General features: G+C 64.5%; 22 protein-coding genes. 11 read left to right on the plus strand and 11 right to left on the minus strand.

The features are described from left to right. The first annotated feature begins 85 nt into the window (after positions 1-85). Positions 86-952 carry an alpha/beta fold hydrolase gene (locus CCUG20998_RS21555; protein ID WP_373145515.1) on the plus strand — a complete coding sequence of 289 codons (867 nt, stop codon included), beginning with the start codon at positions 86-88 and terminating at the stop codon, positions 950-952. On the opposite strand, the gene gnd is transcribed toward CCUG20998_RS21555, so the two are convergent. Both gnd and CCUG20998_RS21565 read right to left on the minus strand, forming a co-directional pair. Continuing rightward, a complete protein-coding gene (gene gnd, locus CCUG20998_RS21560) occupies positions 949-1,971 on the minus strand; it encodes a phosphogluconate dehydrogenase (NAD(+)-dependent, decarboxylating) (RefSeq protein WP_020729834.1) in 1,023 nt (340 codons plus the stop codon). The genes CCUG20998_RS21555 and gnd overlap by 4 nt on opposite strands. A gap of 14 nt (positions 1,972-1,985) precedes the next feature. Continuing rightward, positions 1,986-3,395, minus strand: a complete 1,410-nt coding sequence (locus CCUG20998_RS21565) for a glucose-6-phosphate dehydrogenase (protein ID WP_020729833.1) — start codon at positions 3,393-3,395, stop codon at positions 1,986-1,988. 145 nt (positions 3,396-3,540) lie between these two features. On the opposite strand from CCUG20998_RS21565, the gene CCUG20998_RS21570 reads away from it, so the two are divergent. Beyond that, positions 3,541-4,374, plus strand: coding sequence for an adenylate/guanylate cyclase domain-containing protein (locus CCUG20998_RS21570; protein WP_036456489.1), 834 nt, complete (start codon positions 3,541-3,543; stop codon positions 4,372-4,374). On the opposite strand, the gene CCUG20998_RS28015 is transcribed toward CCUG20998_RS21570, so the two are convergent. Continuing rightward, positions 4,371-4,535: a hypothetical protein gene (locus CCUG20998_RS28015; protein WP_015356883.1), complete on the minus strand. Its 165-nt coding sequence runs from the start codon at positions 4,533-4,535 to the stop codon at positions 4,371-4,373. The genes CCUG20998_RS21570 and CCUG20998_RS28015 overlap by 4 nt on opposite strands. 32 nt (positions 4,536-4,567) lie before the next feature. Between CCUG20998_RS28015 and CCUG20998_RS21575 the strand changes: the two genes are divergently transcribed. Next, a complete protein-coding gene (locus CCUG20998_RS21575) occupies positions 4,568-5,269 on the plus strand; it encodes a guanylate cyclase (RefSeq protein ID WP_012395906.1) in 702 nt (233 codons plus the stop codon). A gap of 90 nt (positions 5,270-5,359) precedes the next feature. Here the strand turns inward: CCUG20998_RS21575 and CCUG20998_RS21580 are convergent, their stop codons facing one another. From CCUG20998_RS21580 to CCUG20998_RS21595, 5 genes are all read right to left on the minus strand, one after another. Continuing rightward, on the minus strand, positions 5,360-5,689 hold the full coding sequence (locus CCUG20998_RS21580; protein WP_012395907.1) for a putative quinol monooxygenase: 330 nt from the start codon (positions 5,687-5,689) through the stop codon (positions 5,360-5,362). A gap of 75 nt (positions 5,690-5,764) precedes the next feature. After that, positions 5,765-6,283 carry an OsmC family protein gene (locus tag CCUG20998_RS21585; protein ID WP_020729831.1) on the minus strand — a complete coding sequence of 173 codons (519 nt, stop codon included), beginning with the start codon at positions 6,281-6,283 and terminating at the stop codon, positions 5,765-5,767. A gap of 314 nt (positions 6,284-6,597) precedes the next feature. After that, positions 6,598-7,158, minus strand: coding sequence for a glycoside hydrolase (locus tag CCUG20998_RS21590; protein WP_036456147.1), 561 nt, complete (start codon positions 7,156-7,158; stop codon positions 6,598-6,600). Positions 7,159-7,528: 370 nt separating this feature from the next. Beyond that, complete coding sequence (locus tag CCUG20998_RS29360) at positions 7,529-7,945, minus strand: hypothetical protein (RefSeq protein WP_275540242.1); 417 nt, start codon at positions 7,943-7,945, stop codon at positions 7,529-7,531. Beyond that, positions 7,906-8,520 (minus strand): PPE family protein, encoded by a 615-nt coding sequence (locus CCUG20998_RS21595; RefSeq protein ID WP_275540243.1) that lies wholly within the window; start codon positions 8,518-8,520, stop codon positions 7,906-7,908. Before CCUG20998_RS21595 ends, CCUG20998_RS29360 begins: the two co-directional genes overlap by 40 nt. Between CCUG20998_RS21595 and CCUG20998_RS21600 the strand changes: the two genes are divergently transcribed. The 6 genes from CCUG20998_RS21600 to CCUG20998_RS21625 all read left to right on the plus strand — a co-directional run bounded on the left by CCUG20998_RS21600 (position 8,519) and on the right by CCUG20998_RS21625 (position 13,762). After that, on the plus strand, positions 8,519-8,716 hold the full coding sequence (locus CCUG20998_RS21600; RefSeq protein ID WP_020729827.1) for a hypothetical protein: 198 nt from the start codon (positions 8,519-8,521) through the stop codon (positions 8,714-8,716). The two genes, CCUG20998_RS21595 and CCUG20998_RS21600, sit on opposite strands and share 2 nt — an antisense overlap. A gap of 211 nt (positions 8,717-8,927) precedes the next feature. After that, positions 8,928-10,307 carry an EspB family ESX-1 secretion system-associated protein gene (gene espB, locus CCUG20998_RS21605; protein ID WP_036456143.1) on the plus strand — a complete coding sequence of 460 codons (1,380 nt, stop codon included), beginning with the start codon at positions 8,928-8,930 and terminating at the stop codon, positions 10,305-10,307. A 2-nt stretch (positions 10,308-10,309) separates the two neighbouring features. Next, positions 10,310-10,648 carry a YbaB/EbfC family nucleoid-associated protein gene (locus CCUG20998_RS21610; RefSeq protein ID WP_012395912.1) on the plus strand — a complete coding sequence of 113 codons (339 nt, stop codon included), beginning with the start codon at positions 10,310-10,312 and terminating at the stop codon, positions 10,646-10,648. Positions 10,649-10,724: 76 nt separating this feature from the next. Beyond that, on the plus strand, positions 10,725-11,039 hold the full coding sequence (locus tag CCUG20998_RS21615) for an ESX-1 secretion-associated protein (RefSeq protein ID WP_012395913.1): 315 nt from the start codon (positions 10,725-10,727) through the stop codon (positions 11,037-11,039). A 118-nt stretch (positions 11,040-11,157) separates the two neighbouring features. Beyond that, positions 11,158-11,757 carry a hypothetical protein gene (locus tag CCUG20998_RS21620; protein WP_020729824.1) on the plus strand — a complete coding sequence of 200 codons (600 nt, stop codon included), beginning with the start codon at positions 11,158-11,160 and terminating at the stop codon, positions 11,755-11,757. After that, positions 11,732-13,762, plus strand: coding sequence for a secretion protein EspK (locus tag CCUG20998_RS21625; protein WP_172607210.1), 2,031 nt, complete (start codon positions 11,732-11,734; stop codon positions 13,760-13,762). The genes CCUG20998_RS21620 and CCUG20998_RS21625 overlap by 26 nt, the downstream gene beginning before the upstream one ends. A gap of 15 nt (positions 13,763-13,777) precedes the next feature. Here the strand turns inward: CCUG20998_RS21625 and CCUG20998_RS28725 are convergent, their stop codons facing one another. Beyond that, complete coding sequence (locus CCUG20998_RS28725) at positions 13,778-14,209, minus strand: hypothetical protein (protein ID WP_231389737.1); 432 nt, start codon at positions 14,207-14,209, stop codon at positions 13,778-13,780. Between the two features lie 118 nt (positions 14,210-14,327). Between CCUG20998_RS28725 and CCUG20998_RS28730 the strand changes: the two genes are divergently transcribed. Further along, the gene (locus CCUG20998_RS28730; protein WP_231389736.1) at positions 14,328-14,705 is read left to right on the plus strand and encodes a hypothetical protein; all 378 of its coding nucleotides are present in this window, start codon (positions 14,328-14,330) and stop codon (positions 14,703-14,705) included. A 309-nt stretch (positions 14,706-15,014) separates the two neighbouring features. Here CCUG20998_RS28730 and ychF read toward each other — a convergent pair whose 3' ends face one another. Then, a complete protein-coding gene (ychF, locus tag CCUG20998_RS21635; RefSeq protein WP_036456141.1) occupies positions 15,015-16,115 on the minus strand; it encodes a redox-regulated ATPase YchF in 1,101 nt (366 codons plus the stop codon). A 132-nt stretch (positions 16,116-16,247) separates the two neighbouring features. On the opposite strand from ychF, the gene CCUG20998_RS21640 reads away from it, so the two are divergent. Further along, positions 16,248-17,459 carry a DUF6542 domain-containing protein gene (locus CCUG20998_RS21640; RefSeq protein ID WP_050674608.1) on the plus strand — a complete coding sequence of 404 codons (1,212 nt, stop codon included), beginning with the start codon at positions 16,248-16,250 and terminating at the stop codon, positions 17,457-17,459. A gap of 21 nt (positions 17,460-17,480) precedes the next feature. Here the strand turns inward: CCUG20998_RS21640 and CCUG20998_RS21645 are convergent, their stop codons facing one another. Beyond that, the gene (locus tag CCUG20998_RS21645) at positions 17,481-18,479 is read right to left on the minus strand and encodes a 4-hydroxy-3-methylbut-2-enyl diphosphate reductase (protein ID WP_036456486.1); all 999 of its coding nucleotides are present in this window, start codon (positions 18,477-18,479) and stop codon (positions 17,481-17,483) included. Positions 18,480-18,495 lie beyond the last annotated feature (16 nt).

Consider the following 18,495-nt stretch of genomic DNA (forward strand, 5'->3'; position numbering starts at 1 on the left):
GCGGCAAACTCATCGCGACCGCGCTATCGGCCCCGCAACAGCGGGTGCTTAAAGCAGCTAGGTAACGTCAGAACGCGTGAGCGCCATGAGCAACAACCCCCGAACGGTCGAGTTTTCCGGTACTGAGGGGATTACCCTGGTCGCCGACGAATGGAACCGCGACACCGCCGCGTCCGGTCGCCCCACCATCCTGATGTTGCACGGTGGCGGCCAAAACCGGTTTTCCTGGAAGAACACCGGCCAGATTCTGGCCGATACGGGCCTCCACGTGATCGCGCTCGACACCCGCGGACACGGCGACAGCGACCGGGCGCCGGACGCGGACTACGCGATCGAAACCTTGACCTCTGACATCCTGCACGTCCTCGACGCCATCGGACGCCCGGTCGTGCTGATCGGCGCCAGCATGGGCGGGCTGACCGGCATCCTCGTCGCGGACCGCGCCGGCCCCGACCGGGTGACCGGGTTGGTGCTGGTCGACGTGGTGCCGAAATACGAAAAGGACGGCAGCGCCCGCATCCGCGACTTCATGTTCACCAACCTCCACGGGTTCGCCACGCTCGAGGAGGCCGCTGACGCCGTCGCCACCTATCTGCCGCATCGGACCAAGCCGCGCAGCCCCGAAGGGCTGAAGAAGAACCTGCGCCTGCGCGACGGCCGCTGGTACTGGCACTGGGATCCGGCGATGATGACCGCACCTGGGGACGACCCGGAGTTGCGCACCGAAAACTTCGAGCGCGCCGCGATGAACCTGACGATCCCGATCTTGCTGATTCGCGGGAAGCTCTCCGATGTGGTCAGCTCCGAGGGCGTCCAGGATTTTCTGGACAAAGTGCCGCACGCCGAATTCGTCGAGCTGTCCAACGCCGGCCACACCGCGGCCGGCGATGACAACGACGCCTTCACCGAAGTCGTGGTCGACTTCGTCAAGCGGAGGGCCGCGACCGGCTAGTTGACCGGCTTTTCCGCGTGGCCACCGAACTGCTTGCGCATCGCCGATAGCGCCTTGTTGGCGAAATCATCGAGGTCACGCGAGGCAAAGCGCGACTGCAGCGCGGTGGTGAGGACCGGTGTGGGCACACCTTCGTCGATCGCCGCGATGGAAGTCCACCGCCCCTCGCCAGAGTCGGAAACCCGTCCCGAGAACTCTTGCAGCTCAGGAGATTCGTGTAGCGCGATCGCGGTCAGATCCAGCAGCCAGGAGCCGATCACGCTCCCCCGGCGCCACACCTCGGCCACCTCGGGAATGTCGATGTCGTACTGGTAGTACTCCGGGTTGGCCAGCGGCGCGGTTTCGGCGTCACCCTGCTGCACCCGGGAGCCGACATCGGCATTGCGCAGGATGTTGAGGCCCTCCGCCAACGACGCCATCATCCCGTACTCAATTCCGTTGTGCACCATCTTGACGAAGTGCCCGGCGCCCGTCGGCCCGCAATGCAGGTAACCCTTTTCCGCCTCCGCGACCTCACCATCGCGGCCCGGCGTTCGGGGTGCCGCCTGCACCCCAGGTGCGACGGTGGCCAAGATCGGCTCGGCATGCGCAAACGCGTCCGGCTCCCCGCCGACCATCAGACAGTATCCGCGGTCAAGACCCCACACACCGCCGCTGGTACCACAATCCAGCATGTGAATACCTTTGCCAGATAACAGCTTCGCGTGCTTGATGTCGTCGCGGTAGTAGGTGTTGCCACCGTCGATCACGATGTCTCCCGCGTCGAGTGTGGTGGCCAGCTCCTCGATGACGCCGGTGGTGATGGTCCCGGCGGGCACCATCACCCAGATGACCCGCGGGGCCGAAAGCTTGTCACGCAACTCGCTCAGCGAGGACACCCCGGTGGTGTTGTCCTCCCCCGCCATCGCCTTTACGGCGTCGGGGTTGTGGTCGTACACCACGCACTCGTGTCCGCCTTTGACCAGTCGGCGCACGATGTTCGCACCCATCCGGCCCAGCCCAATCATCCCTAGCTGCATATCTGTTCGTCTCCTTACTGTCGTGCCTCGGCACTGCGGGGTAGCCACGGCTGTTGCCAATTGCGGTGGCCACGCAGCAGCGTCTGTGCTGCCTCGGGCCCCCAGGAGCCGCGATCGTACGGGTGGATTTCCCCCGGGTCGTCAAGAACCGGTTGCACGATCCGCCACGTCTGCTCGATAGCGTCCTCGCGAGCGAAAAGCTGGCGATCGCCGATCAATCCGGCATACAGCAGTCGTTCATAGGGCCGGATCGGTTCACCGAGGTCTTCGGCGAACGAGGAGTCCAGGTGAACGCCCTGCCACGAGTCGCCGGTTTGCGCGGATATCTGCAGGCGCATGCCCGGATCTGGGTCGATGCGCAGCACAATCTGGTTCGGCTCGGCCGGCCTGCGGTTGGGCAGGAAAGCCAACCCGGGAACATGGTGCAGGAACATCCGCACCTCAGTCACCCGCTCTGGCAGAGCTTTTCCGGCCCGCAAGAAGACCGGCACCCCGGCCCAGCGCCAGTTGTCGATCTCGGTCCTGAGTGCGACATAGGTCTCGGTCTGCGAGTCCTTGGCCACCCCCGGGACATCGCCGTAACCCTGGTACTGGCCCCGCACGTAGTGCGCCGTCTGCAGCGCCGGCATGGCACGGAACACCTCGGCCTTCTTGTCGTTGAGGTCGTCGGCACCCGGACCCACCGGAGGCTCCATCGCCACCAGCGCCAGCACCTGCAGCAGGTGATTTTGCACGACGTCTCGCAGGGCGCCCACCGCGTCATAGAACTTGCCACGGTCCTCGACGCCGAAGTTCTCGGCCATGGTGACGTGAATCTCGGAAACGCTCTTGCGATCCCACAATTCGGCCAGGCCGCGATTGGCGAAGCGCAAATACTGCAACTCCACGACGGGTTGCTTGCCCAAGAAGTGATCGACGCGCAGGATCTGATCTTCGTTGAGCACGGCACGTAGCCGGGAGTTGAGTTCCCGCGCGGAGTCCAGGTCATGGCCAAATGGCTTCTCCACCGCAACGCGCGCGCCGCGCAGCAAGTCTGCCCTGGCAAGATTCTCGACGATTGGGGCGAACAGCGCGGGCGGCATCTCCAGGTAGTACAAGGCGTGGCGGTCATGACCGATCTGCTTGGCCAGCGCCGTGTACAGGGCGGGGTCGGTAACGTCACCGGGCAGATAGGACCACCGACTGGCGAATCGCTCGAATACCGCTTCGTCGAACGGCTCACTGGACCCTCGAATGACCTCCCGCGCCCGATCGACCAACTGCTCTACCGACATGTCGTCACTGGCGACGCCCACGATCGGGCAATCCAGCAGTCCCCTGCGTTCCAGCCTGTACAACGCGCGAAAAGTCATCTTGCGAGCCAGATCGCCGGTAATTCCAAAGATCACCAATAGATCTGAGGCCTGACCTCCGCCGTTGGCCAATCCCCCACCTCCAGGACGTCATCTGGGCTAAAGCCGCTGGTCGGCTTACTTGAGATCTGCTTCCCCGCGGGGGCTGAACTCAACCCTAGACATTGCCCGATAGCCCGACAAGGCAGGCTTGGGCCGGCCCTGCAAGGATGGGCGGGTGTCAGGCATGACCGATGCACTGCACATCACGGTCTACGTGCTGGCCGGCATCGCCGCCCTGGAAGCCGCCGCCCTGATCGCGCTATGGCGATTGCTGGCCCGCGCTCGTCAGGAAAACGATGAGTTGCGCCAGCGCGCCGACTCCCGCAACTGGCTGCTGACCGGGGGGCGCGAGGCCGTCAAGACGGTTTGGCAGACCGCGAACCTGATGCGCAAAGAGGGCTTTGGCGCCGCGGTTCGCAGCTCGATCGAGGACCTCGCGGACTGGGCCGAGGTGGAACGGCCGGACCTGGCGCGAGTCACCCCCGACGGCCGGGTGGTGATTCTGTTCTCCGACATCGAAGAGTCCACGGCCCTCAATGAGCGGATCGGGGATCGTGCGTGGGTGAAGCTGATTGGCGCGCACGACAAGATGGTTCACGAGTTCGTGCACCGCCACGGCGGACACGTGGTCAAGAGTCAAGGCGACGGATTCATGATCGCCTTCGCTCGTGCCGAACAGGCGGTGCGATGCGGTTCGGATATCCAGCGCGCGCTAAGTCGAGAGGCAAAAAGGAAACCGCGCAACGGCATTCGGGTACGGATCGGCATCCATATGGGCCGCTCGGTGCGCCGCGGCGATGATCTGTTCGGCCGCAATGTAGCGATGGCGGCCCGGGTTGCGGGTCAGGCCGTCGGCGGCCAGATCCTGGTGAGTGAACCGGTTCGCGACGCGGTCCGCGACTGCGGAGACATCCGTGTGGACGACGGCCGCGACGTCGAGCTCAAGGGATTTTCCGGCAGCTATCGGTTGTTCGGCGTCGAAACCGACCCCGAGTGCGAGCCGGACTAGTCGCCCTGCGTCTCAGACTCGTCCAACCGCTGATGCAACCGAGCCCGGACCTCATCGGCCGAGTAGGAACGGCGTTTCCGTTGGTCGCGTACCACCAACGCGCCACCGGCGACGACGCCGGCGACACCGGCCAGTCCAAGCCACTTCCACACGCTGCGCATGACGACAGGCTATCTCTGCCTATGGTGCTGGGGTGGAATCAAACAGCCTGACCTTGGACCAAGCGCTCAATGAGACCCGCACTGGCGACCTCTGGCTGTTCCGCGGCCGCTCCCGCCCCGACCGCGCCATCCAGACCTTGACCAATAGTCCGGTGAACCACGTCGGCATGACGGTGGCCATCGATGACTTGCCGCCGCTGATCTGGCACGCCGAGCTGGGCGACAAGCTGGTCGACATGTGGACGGGCACCCACCACCGCGGCGTACAGCTCAACGATGCGCGCGACGCGGTCCGGCAATGGACCGAGCGCTACCACCAGCGCTGCTGGCTGCGGCAGCTGACCCCGTACGCCAGTCGCGAACAAGAGAACCAACTGTTGCGAGTCATCGCACGCATGGACGGCACTCCGTTTCCCGCCACCGCACGCCTCACCGGGCGTTGGCTACGCGGCCGGCTTCCCACCGCCTACGACTGGACCAGAGGACTGCCGTGGGTGGACAAGAAGATCCGCGAGTCCACCCAGCGACGCAAGGAACGCCAAAAGGTCGGCCTGGAAGCGGCGTACTGCGCGGAGACGGTGGCAATCACCTATGAGGAAATGGGTTTGATGGCCACCGAAAAGTACTCGAACTGGTTTGACCCGGGCTCCTTCTGGAGTGGCGATACGCTTCCACTCACCCCGGGCTATCGATTGGGTAGCGAAATCGCGGTCACCGTCGGTCAGGCCGACTAGCCGACCGAACGGCGGCAATCGCCTCGGCCCGGCCACCGGCTACAGACTCCGGGGCCGGGAGACACCATCGGAATAAACGGTTTTCGGGGCCTACGACTCGTCGACCGACATCTCCCCCATGGCCGACCACCCGGTCGCGTCGAGCGTCTGACTGATGATCTTGGGCGTAGCCGCGAGGGCCTGGGGCAACTCCTGCATCGCCCGCTTGAAGTGATCGCTGTTGACGTGGACACTTCCGGCATCACCGTCGCGAAAGGCCTCGACCAAGACGTACTCGGCCGGGTTATCCAGACTGCGCGACCACTCGAACCAGAGGTTGCCGTCCTCGGCGCGCGTGGCCGCGGTGAATGACGCGACGAACTCCGGCCAGCGCTCGCTCCACTCGGGTTTGGTTTCGAACTTGACGACGATGAAGATCATTTGCGGTCCCCGCCCCTCTCGCTGACTTGATCATCGACCTCGGAGAGCAGGGTCAGGATACCCAGCACGCGTGGGTCAGGCGATCTCCACCCGGGTGTGCACCGGAGTTGCGTTACGCGTCAGATCGAGCACCGGGCAGTGCGCGTCGACCGCCGCCTGCAGTTGGCGGTAGCGCTCCGCCGGTTCCGGCCCGGTCACCGTGATCACCACCCGCACCTGCTGGAATCCGGAGCGAACGTCGTCGGCGAATCCGAAGAAGCCCTGCACGTCGAGATCGCCCTCTGCGGTCGCGGAGATGTCATCGACCGAGATTCCCAGCTTCGCTGCCCAGAAACGCCATGTCACGATCTGACACGAAAGCAGCGAGGCCAAGTAGTACTCGACGGGGTTCGGAGCCTTGCCATCCCCACCGAGCAGCGCCGGCTCATCGACCTCGACCCGGTAGCGGCCGAGGCTGACCGTGCTGGCAACAGCGTCATGCCCGGTGGCCGAAGCCTGGAACACCACGCGCGCCTGGGCCGGATCCGTGGTTACCGCGCGCCGATTTGCCGCGACGATGCCGCTCAGGTGATTCGTCGACTCGGTAGTTGTCAAGGCAAAGCTCCTTCCATCGGGAGAAATGGTACGGAGCGCCGTCCTGCAGAATCGACCTTCTAGCTCAGCGTGAACCGAATGCGAATCGCATCCGTGTACACCACGGCATACCGACTGCAATGGCGACCGGGAACGTTCCGGATGAATAGTCCAGCGTAGATTTGACGCTCAAATAGTTATTGCAGCCACACCCGAACCGAATTGTGATCCAGCACACAATGCATGGTCCGGGGTGGCTGCAAGGTATCAATGCACCCGGGAATGTGATCCAGGTCGCAGCGTCTTTTGTTGGCCGACTTACTTACCGCAAATTGTTATGTATTCGAAATTTCGAGATCGTCGACGGGCCCCGGATCTTCGGGCGGCGGCGGTAATTCATCCGGATTCACGACATCCTCAACCGCAGGAGGGTCCTCGGGCGCGGGCAGGTCAACGTCAACCATGTCCTCATCCATCGGGAGATACATGTGGTGAGTGAATTGTGCCTGGTAGGCGCCCCCACCACCGACCCGGACGCCACCCCCTTCACCGCTGGACACCGAGGTGCCGTCAGGCAATGTCACCGCGGTATGGCGACCATTCCAACCGATTACCAAAGCATTGGGGGCGGTGCCATGTTGGAACCCGCGAGCAGCGAGCGCGGCCTCCTCATTACCCGTATTAAATCGATCTCCGAAAACGGGCCTATCCGTTGCTGCATTAGATACCCAGGAAGCCAAACCCGAGCAGTCGGTCCCGGCGGGCGAATCGCCGCCGACAATATACGGCGTACCGGAAACCTGATTGATAAGCGTCAACAGCGTTGCGAGAGCAATCATGAGGACGGACGCTACCGACAATATCCATAGGAAATCAAAATTTGTGGCACTTATCACGATTAATCGAATAACGCTCTGACCTGCATATACAGCGTCCAGGTCACGCAATAATCTACATATTGAAACAGAAGTGACTACTGAGTAATCAGCAAACAATCAGCAATCGCTCGAACCACTTTGATGAGGTGGTTGACCTGCGAAAATGCCGACCGGCGAGATTGCGTCCGATTAGCGGCGCAACTGTGCATTTGCGGATCGGAGACCGATCGGAGACCACCCGCGGTCGAATTGGGCCGCATCAGAGGCTGATCAGCCGTGTTTCCCGGGCCAACGCGTGGCCTGGCTCACACGAACGCCTGGTGGTTGCGGTGTGCTCGCCAAAATGCAGGCGGGCGGCGCCCCGGTGACCGGGGCAGCCTCAGATCGGTCACTTATCGGCCGGTTGGCACCGACGCCGGGTAGTCGCCGGTGTGACGTCGGGCAGGGCCCGAGTGGCCTCCGATTCGGCGCTGACCGCGGCCGGCCCCATCGCCACGGTGGGTTTGTCAAGCAAGCCGGCCAGCAGCGGTGTGCGCGCCGACAAGCCGCCTGCGCCGGGCAGCGAATCCGCCCGCATCAGTCCCGCCCCGGCACTGGGACCCGAGCCACCGGCCAACGGATGGTGGGACAGCGGACTGGCCCCCAACAAACCGATCTGCGTGCCCTCGCCCTGGTCCAGTCCCGAGCCAGTGCCGCCGGGATGGCCAAACAGCGACGTTACCTGCGCCGGCTGCGGTATCGAGCGGCCCATACCCGAGGTCTGGGTCAGCGTTTGCCGGATCGCTTCTTTGGCGGGCAGGGCCACGTTGCGGGCAATCGTGGCGACCCGATCCGCCCGTTGGCCAGGCCCCAGACACCAAGATTGGTCTTGATCGGGTCGGGCTCGCCGAAACGCGTGTTGACGGCCGTTTGCGCCTGGTAAGCATCCATTGCCGCGGCGGCCTGATTCCACATCCGGGTGAAATAGTCCGTTTCACTGAGCGCTATCAGCGCCGTACTCATACCCAGAAAGTTGGTAGCCGTAACGACCGCGGCCGTGATGTGGTTCATCGCGATCTCGGGCAGCGGTGGGGTGGTCGCCAGCGCGTCGGCGTGCGCGGCGGCTTGCGCCAACGCCTGCGTGGCACGCGCCTTCGCCCGCGCTGAGGCTGTGGCCAACCAACTCACCATTGGCACGGCCGCGGCAATCGCTCGGTCGCCGCTTTCCCCGCTGCACACCTCACCCGCGGATTTCAGCCGTGCCGACACCTCGATGGCCTGCGCGTCCAGGGCCGCTGCCCAGTCCTTCCACCCCGTGGCGACTGCCAGCATCGACGTTGACCCCGCCCCGGCCATCAACCGCGCGGTGTTTAGTTCCGGTGGCATCGCGTGCCACAGCATGATGACCCCCGCCTTCCTGATGCGTCTTGAACGGACGGGCCACACCGCACTGGCCGGCAGCGCCGTCGTGCACGTTGCGGCCCGCGCCGCCGGCGCCGGGACCGGCTTGCCGCATCAACACATGGCGGCGCTGCGCGGCACTGCCATTCATTTCAGAAGCCGTCAGCAGATGGCGGGCCAGAATAGTTATAGATGAGCCACCCATATTAGACAAGATCGTTTGCATATCAGTTTATTCCAGAAGGCGATTCTGCTTTATCCTGGAAACCGGTTCTGATTTATTTTCAGAAGACCGTTCTGCTTTATCTTGGAAGCCAGTTCTGAAATAGAGTTTGCAAAATTTTGTGCAAGAAGCAATGAAATTGTCGACTATGATTGCCAAAGCACGAAGGAGGAAGATTCGGTTTATGTCTCAGCCGCGTATGTTGACGGTGAATCGGAACGAGATTTTGGCTAGGGCCGATGAGCTCGACACCCCGATAGCCAACCCGCCAAGCGATCCCGTCAAGGCCGCATGTGGCCTCGAGACGGCGGTCACCGGGGCCAAGCAGATCAAGTTGTCCGCCGACAATCTGCGGACCCGCCTTGCGGTGGGCGCTCAGGAGCGACACCGCATCGCGGAGTTCATGAGGAGCGCGGCCAAGGCCTACGAAGACGTTGACGAGCAGGCCGCGGTCGCCTTGCGCAACGGCGGCAACGGTTCCGTGTCGCCCGCAGCACTCGCCGCGAACCCAGCCGCAGATCCACCGGCCCTGGCCGATACCGAGACGGTGTCATCAACACTGCTACCCGACTTCATCGATCTCAAGGCGGCCGCAAACAAAATCCACAACAAAGGCGACCAAGGCAAATCGCTGCTGCACTTTGCGGACGAATGGACCAAGTACGCCCAAACGATTCGGGACTCCTTTTCCAGGTTCCGGGAATTCGAAGACTGGGACGGCGACGCGGCCGAGACCGTTCAGGACGCACTCCTTCAGCACTGGGACTGGCTGAGCGGCATGGCGGAATTGAGTATCAAAATAGCTAAGCAGGCCTCAGATCTCGCGCAGGTGCAGCACTCCGCCGTACAAAAACACCCCACGCTGCACGATGTCGTCGTCCTTGAAAGAGAAATCTGCGTCGCGTACGACGCGACCAAGTACGACATCACTGGTACCGCGTTGGCGACTCTGTTGATTCTCAAGTCGAAATACACAAAGAAGCACGAGACGTCGGCAGAGGTGCTTTCCGACTACTCCGAGAAATCAACCATCGACCCACTGCATCCGACCACCCCGCCGCACGCCCCCACCCCAACCGACCCGCAACCCCACGGCGATATCCCGGTAATCCCTGGCGGTGGGCTGCCGAGCACCCCCACGATGCCCACGATGCCGACCCTGCCGACGATGCCCTTCACCGGGTCACCGGGCGGCGACGATATGGGGACCGCGGCCGATGCGCTACGCCGCGCATCCAGGGTGGCCCCCGGCACGGGGGTCAAGCCGGCGTCGACCGGCGGAGGCGTTGGCGGCGGTGCGCTGGCACCACCGCCCGCCAACGGAATCGATGCCAGATCCGTACCGACCGGCGCGGCGGGCAGTGCGGGAAGCCTGGGCCGGGGGAACGTGCCCCGCGGCCCCCTGATGGGCGGCGGCATGCCGATGGGCGCACCCGGTCAAGGTCAAGGAAACGCCAAAACCAAGTCCTCGCAACAAGAACAGGAAGTGCTTTACGCCGAGAACCGAGCCTGGACCGAGGGACTCATCGGAATCAGCCCGCTCGAAGACAGCAAGGAGCAGTGACCATGAAATTGGACCCCACGGCGGCCCGGGCGCTGACCTTGATGTCGCAGTTTCAATCCACCCTGCAGGGGCGGTTCCACCACATGAACAACGGGGTTTTCAAAGCCTCCGACGAGACCAAGTCCGTGCAGGTGACGCTCAATGGCTACCAGTGGCTCACCGGCATCCGCATCGAAAACGGTCTGCTGAAAGAGGTGGGCGCGCAGGGGGTCGCTGAGCGGGTCAACGAGGCGCTGCAGAACGCGCAGCGAGCGGTGAGCGTCTTTGACGAACAGTCGGGCCAAACGCTTGTCGACACACTCGCCACCATTTCCGCTGCGATCAGCCAACCGCCGGCCTGACCGGCAATACCCCCGAAGCGGCCACCGGCCCACAACAACGCCCCTACCCGTCGAACCGAGAGGAATAGCTCAACCCATGAACGAAATCCTGACCCTGCAGCCCGATGTCATCAGCAGACTGTCGCAAGGGCACGACGCTACGGTCACCGGTCTGCAGGCCGCGACGGCGGCGCCCGCCGGGATCAGCGCGAATGTTGCCACCACCCACGGCACGTTCACGTCGGAGTTCAACAATGCGCTCAGCGAATTCGAAGCCGTCCGCGCCCGCGCCGGTCAGGCTCTGCAAGGGGTCGCAACCGGACTTTCCAAGAACCTGAACAAGGCACTCACCGCGTACGTCAACACCGACCGAGCCGGCGCCGAGATCCTCGACCAACAGGTTGATCGCTGATCATGCCCGGTCGGCTCGCTGCGGATGGCACGGGCCCCACGCTGCCAGCTGGCGCCCAGTGAGGGGCTCCAAACAGCTTTCACCACGCCCGCCATGCACCTCAGAAAGGCACCTCTCCATGGTCCAGCCCAGATCAGATGCCCACAGCAATCTGGACGCCCTGAAATTCTCGCGCACCGCCGACAACAAGGAATCGGCAATTGACGCGTTGCGCGCTTTCGCGCCGACTCAACCCGAGGAAGCCGATGTTGATTTGAGGGCCCTCCATAAGCGGGCAAAGGACGACAAAGCAGAGGAATGCGACCTGTTCACGGTGACCAATCCGCAGGGAACCGTGTCGGTGTCGGCCGTGTTGGGCGGCAAAATCCGCCGGGTCGAACTGTCGGAGGAAGTCACCACCATGGCTGAACCGAACCTTGCCGCAGAGATATATGTGATTGCCGACCTGGCCCGGCAGAAAGCGCGGGCAGCTCAGCACACCCTCATGGTGCAAAGCATGAAAGACATCGAGAGCGAAGAACACCGCGCCAAGCTGCGCGAATTCCTCGGAACCATGTTGAACCTACCGACGCCAGAGCAGGCCGCCGCAGCACAGAAAGAGGTTTTCGCCACCCGATACGGTCGCGAATCCGCCCGAAAATCTCGCGGCAATGGCCTAGACGGCGTTCCGGTATTCGCGAGGAGAGTAAGCGATGTGCATCGCGAAGCCGACTGGTGAACATGTCGGGCTGATGCTCGACCCGGGTGGGTGGCCGGAGGCCGATGAGGACATCTTTTATGTCCGGGCCCAGCAGTACAGCCAGACATTGCGCCAAATCACCCATGTCTTGGACACGTGTCGGCAGCAGCGGCTCCACGTCTTCGAAGGCGGTGTCTGGTCGGGGGGTGCCGCTGATGCCGCCAACGGCGCGCTGGGCGCAAACATTGATCAACTGATGACGGTGCAGGATCATCTCGCGACGGTGATTGTCTGGCATCGGTACGTAGCCGATTTGATTGGGCAAGCCAAGTCGGAAATCGGTAACCATGTCGATGCCGCTCAACGAGAAATCAACATCGTGGAGCGGGATCAGACCCTCGACGCCGAACAGAAGACCGCCGCGATCGATTCGCTGATCAGTGTGGCGCATGCGGCCAATGTCGGCGTCGTTTCCAGCACCGCTGAGCAGGTGCTGGAGTTCAAGCATTGGAAGGCGCCGAAGAACGCCCTCGACCAGCTGCTGGATCAGAAGACGCCACCACCACTGCCGGACACACCGCCAGTGAGTGCGCTCCCGGAGACACCGCCGCTGGGCGCCCCGGCACCGACGGAACCGCCGCTGGCCACCCCCGGTATCGGGGCGAACCCGGCACCGGAAGGGGCTGCGAGTCCGGTCCGGCCGGTCGCGCCGGTCAGACCCGGTACTGCGGAACCGCCTACTTTGGGGGCGGTACCGATCGCGGCGTCACCGATCCCCGCAGCCACCCCGCGTCCGGCTCCGAGCCGGCAAGCCGTACCGGCAGCTGCGCTCAGACCTGCGACGTCGACCGATCAGACGCCCGTCACGGGTGGGCTTACCGATCAGCCGGCGCAGGCAGATCCGTCACAGTCCGGCGATCAATCGGGGGTGGGTGTTGCGCCCGCCGCAATGACCGGCATGGCGCCCGCGCGGGTGGCCGGCGCAGCACCGAGCGGGGCCGGATTCGGCGCGACCGCGGATTCGGGCAGCGCAGGCCCGGCCACGGGGTGGGGCGCGCGGTCACGAGTTCCGGCTGGAACACCCCGGTTGGGCGGGTCGGTCCGGGGGCGCGCAGCGGCCCCCCGAGCGTCCGCGTATGGCGCGTCAGCCGCAGGGTCGTGGGCGACCGATCACACCAATGGCACCGATCAGCGCGAGTCAAACGATGCGCCCATGGCGGGACCGATGGTCCCGGTTGCGGCGGCCCGGGCGGCGCGCGATGCCGTGGCCGCAGGCTTCACCACCCGCGGTAAGGACCGGGATGATGCGCTGCGCTTGGCGCGCCGGATCGCGGCGGCACTCAACGCGCCCGGCGGCGGCGCCGACCACGATTTCGGGTTCTTCTGGATCACCGCGGTGACCGTCGACGGCCAGATCGCGGTAGCCAACAGCTATGGGCTGGCCTTTATCCCGGACCGGGTCGAACTGCCCGACGTCGTGCAGATGGCCAGCGCCGATCACGCCATCCCCGCCGGCGAGCGGGCGCGCTGTGCTACCTATCCGCTGCTGGCCGTGCAGGCCTGGGCAACCCACCATGACACCACGCTGCGCGCGGTGATCGGCACCGCGGAGCAGCTGGCCGACTGCGATCCCGGGGTCGCCAAAATCATCCTGGAGCCCGACGACATCCCGGAGAGCGGCAAAATGACCGGCCGGTCCCGGCTGGAGGTGGTCAATCCTGCCGCCGCGGCTCGGCTGTCCGACACCAAAGATCCGAGTTTGATCAAGCTGTTGCCGCCAGCCCCGGTTGCCGCGGATGTCCCGGCAGATCAGGACGGGATGTTGTGGTTCGAGGTGATGGCACCCATGGCCAGCAGCGCCGCTGGCCGCGAGGCCGCACATCTGAGGGCCTTTCAGGCCTATGCCGCGCACGCGCAGGAACTCGCCCTGCACCTGGCACACTGCGCGGCCGATCCCGACACCGCGCGTGCCGCCATCGCCGACTGGCTGTACTGGCAACACGTCGCCGGGCTGCTCGGCAGCGCCCTGTGCAACGCGGCGTGAGACCGACCGCGAAGCTCAGAGCACCGTGACGTCGGGACCTGCCGACTGATTGTCGGCGGTCGTGCCGGTTCCGCCCTCGATCGGGGCACCACCCAGAGTCTGGGAGCCGGGTGCCGCGCCAGCGCCGTCCGCCCCGGCCTTGGCGTCGCGCTCGTCGTCGGCGTCATCGTTTTTCGTGTCGTCGACCAGCAACCCGTGTTGCGCCGGTGCGGCACCGCCGGCCTGTGATGCCGTCGAGACGATTTGTTGCGTACTTTGACCGATGGATTGCGCCATCGGAGACGCGTACTGCGCTACGAAAGCGGCTTGCGACCCCAGTTGAGCGAGTTGCGGGCCGGCCTCGGCGACCTGTGCGGCCACCTCGGAAATCTGTGGTGACAGCTGATCGATCAGCGTCTGCACGCCCTGCCGTGCGCGGTCCGCCCACTGCCAAGCAGACGTGGCCATCGACTGAACGAACTGACCTGCCTGATCTGTGACCGTGCTGCCGGTCAGAATTGGGGCCGAGCCGCGGAATTGATGCTGGCTCAGACTTTCGCCGAGCGACTCATCGACCTTCGTGTAAATGTCGGCCGCGGTGGCCATGCTCGACGCAGTATTTGCCATGTCAGCTTTTGCGCTGGGCAGTAAGTCGGTCACCGATGATTCGATGTTGGGCATCGCCGTATTGATCGCGACCGATAGCGCATCCGTTCCAGCCGCGATAATCGGCGCCGGCGGCGTCGGAAAAACGAGGCCGCGCAGTCTTGTCCCCGCAGCACCTAAGCCAGCCGGATCGACGGCCAGTGGTTCAGCCATTGCCGAATCCCTTCTGTACGTTCGCTACCGAGCGAATTCCGTCCAATGCGACGGCGCGCCAATCACGCCGATATTCACGACCGGGTGTGACCACTCACGGCGCAAACCGAACGGCGCTCTGATCGCAGAAATCAAAATCGAATGACTCGGTCGATATCATCGATGTCCGCGATCATAGTAGCAGGAATAATTGAATCGACACCGCACCGAACAATTTCAGAATCCCATTTCATAATTGCCGTACCCCGACAAATATGCGACGCTGCGCCCGCCAAGAAAAAGCATGATCGCGGCTGCCTTTGGGCAAATCCCCGGTTGCGTCCGGTCACAGTGCGGTGCAGAAAATCGCGTCGACCGGCCCGCACCCGAACAGTCATCCGAGCGCGCCTGTCCTGCCACGAGCACACCGACCGGCGCCGGATTCCTAACCTCGGATCTTCGGACCGAATCCGCGCTAGCGCCCTGCTGCCTTACCGCCGGAGCTGGTCTGGAAACGGAACTCGACCACGTCGCCATCGGCCATGACGTAGTCCTTGCCCTCCATCCGGACCTTGCCGGCGGCTTTGGCCGCGGCCATCGACCCGGCGGCCAACAGGTCGTCGAAGGAAACGATCTCCGCCTTGATAAAGCCCTTTTCAAAGTCGGTATGGATCACCCCGGCCGCCTTGGGCGCGGTGTCGCCGCGGTGGATGGTCCAGGCCCTGGCCTCCTTGGGCCCCACCGTCAGGTAGGTCTGCAGGTTGAGGGTGTGGAAGCCGGCGCGGGCCAGCGCGTCCAGGCCACGCTCGGTTTGTCCGATCGACTCCAGCAGTTCGGCGGCTGATTCCTCGTCGAGCTCGACCAGCTCCGCCTCGATCGCCGCGTCCAGGAAGACGGCGTCCGCCGGCGCGACCAGTTCACGCAGCTGGGCGACCCGCGCGGCATCAGTGAGCACCGACTCGTCGGCGTTGAACACGTACAGGAACGGCTTGGTGGTCAGCAGGTTCAGTTCACGCAGCAAGGAAGTGTCCATGCCGGCGGCGAACAGTGTCTTGCCACTGTCGAGCACCTCCTGGGCCGCCAGCGCCGCTTCGTGGACGGGCTTGCGCTCCTTGTTGTTGCGAGCTTCCTTCTCCAGCCTGGGCACGGCACGTTCGAGGGTTTGCATGTCGGCCAGGATCAGCTCGGTCTCGACGACTTCGATATCGGACCGGGGATCGACCCGGCCGGACACGTGGGTCACGTCGTCGTCGTGGAACACCCGCACCACCTGGCAGATCGCGTCGCACTCGCGAATGTGCGCCAGGAACTTGTTGCCCAGTCCAGCGCCCTCCGACGCTCCCTTGACCAGTCCGGCGATGTCGACGAAGGTCACCGGTGCCGCGACGATACGTTCCGATCCGAAAAGCTCCGCCAACTTGTCAAGTCGCGGGTCCGGCAGCGAAACGACCCCCTCGTTGGGCTCGATGGTGGCGAACGGATAGTTGGCTGCCAACACGTCGTTGCGTGTCAGCGCGTTGAAGAGTGTCGACTTGCCCACATTTGGCAGGCCCACGATTCCCAGGCTCAAGCTCACAGGGAGCCAAGTCTAAGGTGCCGCGATCTAGGCTTATGGGCGCCCATCCCCGTAGCGGATGCCGGGGGCACGCCCGCGACTACTGTCCAGGTATTTACGGGCCTTTGGGCGCATTGCCGGTACGGTCTAGATGTGTCAGCGGACCGGGCGAGAACAGCGGTGCCACCAAGCCACCGCTCAATCGTTCCCAATATTCCAGGTGCTCCGTGGTGGGGCGCAGTTCTCATCGCCGTCAGCACGACGGCACTCGGGTACGCGTTCGACGCCGGCCACAAGGATCTGACACACGTTTTCGCCGGCTTCTACATCGTGGGCTGCATCGCCGCGGTGCTGGCGGTCCGCCAATCGGGCGTATTCACCGCGGTCATCCAGCCGCCGTTAATCCTCTTCATCACGGTGCCCGGTGCCTACTGGTTGTTCCACTCCGCCAAGATCGGCAAGTTCAAGGACCTCCTGATCAATTGCGGCTATCCGCTGATCGAACGTTTCCCATTGATGCTGGGCACCGCCGGTACGGTGCTGCTGATCGGCTTGATCAGGTGGTACATCGGGATGGCGCAACGAACGAGCGCGCTGGCCACCGGTGACGACGGCGAGCCCACCACCGCCACACGAACGCCGATTTTGCACAGCCTCGCCGAAAAATTGAGTGCCCTGCTGGGCGGTGACCCCGACGACGTGGCCGATGCGGCCCCGCCAGCACCCGAAGCGGGCAGACGGTCGTCGAGAAGCGGCCGCAGCTCCACCCCGGGCAATCGGTCCACCACCCGGCGCACCGACCGCACCCGTTCGCGACGCACCCGCCCACCGGTAGAAGATCAGCCGGACCCGGGTGCCGAACGTCCGCGGCGCCGCCGTCCGACACCCCCTCCCGACAACGACGCGGCCGAACCGCCCCGGCGGGCGCGTCGCCGGCCCCGCCCACCGGGTGACTCGGACTTGCGCGCCACGCCGCCGCGCCAGCCGCGGCGTGATCCGCACACGCGGCGCAACCCGTACGAGTCCTACGAGCGGCCCGCGCCCCGCACAAGTCGCTTCGATCCCTACAGCGGATACGAGCCACCCGAGGCCCCGGAGTCCTTCGATCGGTATGAACGCCGGGCCGGCCGCTACGAGCCCTATGAGCCGTTTGAACCCTTCGAGCCCCCACGCCGGCGCGGCAGCACCGGCGGGCCCAACAACGCCAACCCGAAACACCACCCGATCTCGCAGGTCCGCTACCGCGGGGCGGCGCCCCGCGACGAGGGCCGCGATCAATACCGCGACGAGCCTCGCCCGGATCGCCGGAGTCGTCCCCGCGCACCGCGCCGGCCCCAGGCCGAATCCTGGGAGTACGACGTCTGACGCCGTAACGCGGCGGAATCGCTAGCGCGCCGGCCGGATTTCCCGGGGCAGGGCGAATACCAATGTCTCGTTGGCCGTGGTCACCGGCTGCACCATGTCGTAACCGCTCTCGGCCAGCCGTTCCAGCACACCACGTACCAGCACCTCGGGGACTGAAGCCCCCGACGTCACGCCGACCGTGGTGACACCTTGCAGCCACGACTGATCGATGTCGTCGGCCCAGTCCACCAGGTAGGCGGCTTGGGCGCCCGCACCCAACGCCACCTCGACCAGCCGTACCGAGTTCGACGAATTGCGCGAGCCGACGACCAGCACGAGGTCGCATTCGGGTGCCATCGCCTTGACCGCGACCTGGCGGTTCTGGGTCGCATAGCAGATGTCGTCGCTGGGCGGATCCTGCAGCTTGGGGAAGCGTTGGCGCAGTCGCGCGACAATCTCCATGGTCTCGTCCACTGACAACGTGGTTTGCGAGAGCCAGACCACCTTGTCCTCGTCGCGGATCGTCACCCGCTCGGCGCCGTCGAGCCCGTCGACGAGCTGTACGTGTTCGGGAGCCTCCCCGGCAGTTCCGACGACCTCCTCATGGCCCTCATGACCAATCAGCAGGATGTCGTAGTCGTTACGGGCGAACCGCCTGGCCTCGTTGTGCACCTTGGTGACCAGCGGGCAGGTGGCGTCGATGGTCTGCAGGTTGCGTTCGGCGGCTGCCGCGTAGACCGTCGGGGCGACGCCGTGGGCAGAGAACACCACGATGGCTCCCTCGGGAACCTGATCGGTCTCCTCGACGAATACCGCACCCGCCTTGGCCAGGGTGTCCACCACGTGGCGGTTGTGCACGATCTCGTGACGCACGTAGACGGGCGGACCGTGCTTTTCCAGCGCTCGCTCGACCGTCTCCACGGCGCGATCCACGCCCGCACAGTAACCTCGCGGCTCGGCCAATAGCACCCGTCTACGGGTCGGGACGTGCGCTACCGAACTCGAGGCACCGGGAATTCCCATGTCGATAGTCGGCACCATGCCATTCAGGGTACTT

Origin of the sequence: Mycobacterium marinum (genome assembly GCF_003391395.1) — a bacterium.
In the GTDB taxonomy this organism is placed as follows: domain Bacteria; phylum Actinomycetota; class Actinomycetes; order Mycobacteriales; family Mycobacteriaceae; genus Mycobacterium; species Mycobacterium marinum.

Excerpts from the sequence above, each read along its gene's own strand:
- CCUG20998_RS28725 (WP_231389737.1), bottom strand. The coding sequence starts at position 14,209 with ATGGCCACGTCTGCTTGGCAGTGGGCGGACCGCGCACGGCAGGGCGTG.
- CCUG20998_RS21645 (WP_036456486.1), bottom strand. The coding sequence starts at position 18,479 with ATGGTGCCGACTATCGACATGGGAATTCCCGGTGCCTCGAGTTCGGTA.
- CCUG20998_RS21615 (WP_012395913.1), top strand. The coding sequence starts at position 10,725 with ATGAACGAAATCCTGACCCTGCAGCCCGATGTCATCAGCAGACTGTCG.
- CCUG20998_RS28730 (WP_231389736.1), top strand. The coding sequence starts at position 14,328 with ATGTCGGCCGCGGTGGCCATGCTCGACGCAGTATTTGCCATGTCAGCT.
- CCUG20998_RS28015 (WP_015356883.1), bottom strand. The coding sequence starts at position 4,535 with ATGCGCAGCGTGTGGAAGTGGCTTGGACTGGCCGGTGTCGCCGGCGTC.
- gnd (WP_020729834.1), bottom strand. The coding sequence starts at position 1,971 with ATGCAGCTAGGGATGATTGGGCTGGGCCGGATGGGTGCGAACATCGTG.
- CCUG20998_RS21595 (WP_275540243.1), bottom strand. The coding sequence starts at position 8,520 with ATGCTGTGGCACGCGATGCCACCGGAACTAAACACCGCGCGGTTGATG.
- espB (WP_036456143.1), top strand. The coding sequence starts at position 8,928 with ATGTCTCAGCCGCGTATGTTGACGGTGAATCGGAACGAGATTTTGGCT.
- CCUG20998_RS21610 (WP_012395912.1), top strand. The coding sequence starts at position 10,310 with ATGAAATTGGACCCCACGGCGGCCCGGGCGCTGACCTTGATGTCGCAG.
- CCUG20998_RS21555 (WP_373145515.1), top strand. The coding sequence starts at position 86 with ATGAGCAACAACCCCCGAACGGTCGAGTTTTCCGGTACTGAGGGGATT.
- CCUG20998_RS21620 (WP_020729824.1), top strand. The coding sequence starts at position 11,158 with ATGGTCCAGCCCAGATCAGATGCCCACAGCAATCTGGACGCCCTGAAA.
- CCUG20998_RS21625 (WP_172607210.1), top strand. The coding sequence starts at position 11,732 with ATGTGCATCGCGAAGCCGACTGGTGAACATGTCGGGCTGATGCTCGAC.
- CCUG20998_RS21600 (WP_020729827.1), top strand. The coding sequence starts at position 8,519 with ATGATGACCCCCGCCTTCCTGATGCGTCTTGAACGGACGGGCCACACC.
- CCUG20998_RS21580 (WP_012395907.1), bottom strand. The coding sequence starts at position 5,689 with ATGATCTTCATCGTCGTCAAGTTCGAAACCAAACCCGAGTGGAGCGAG.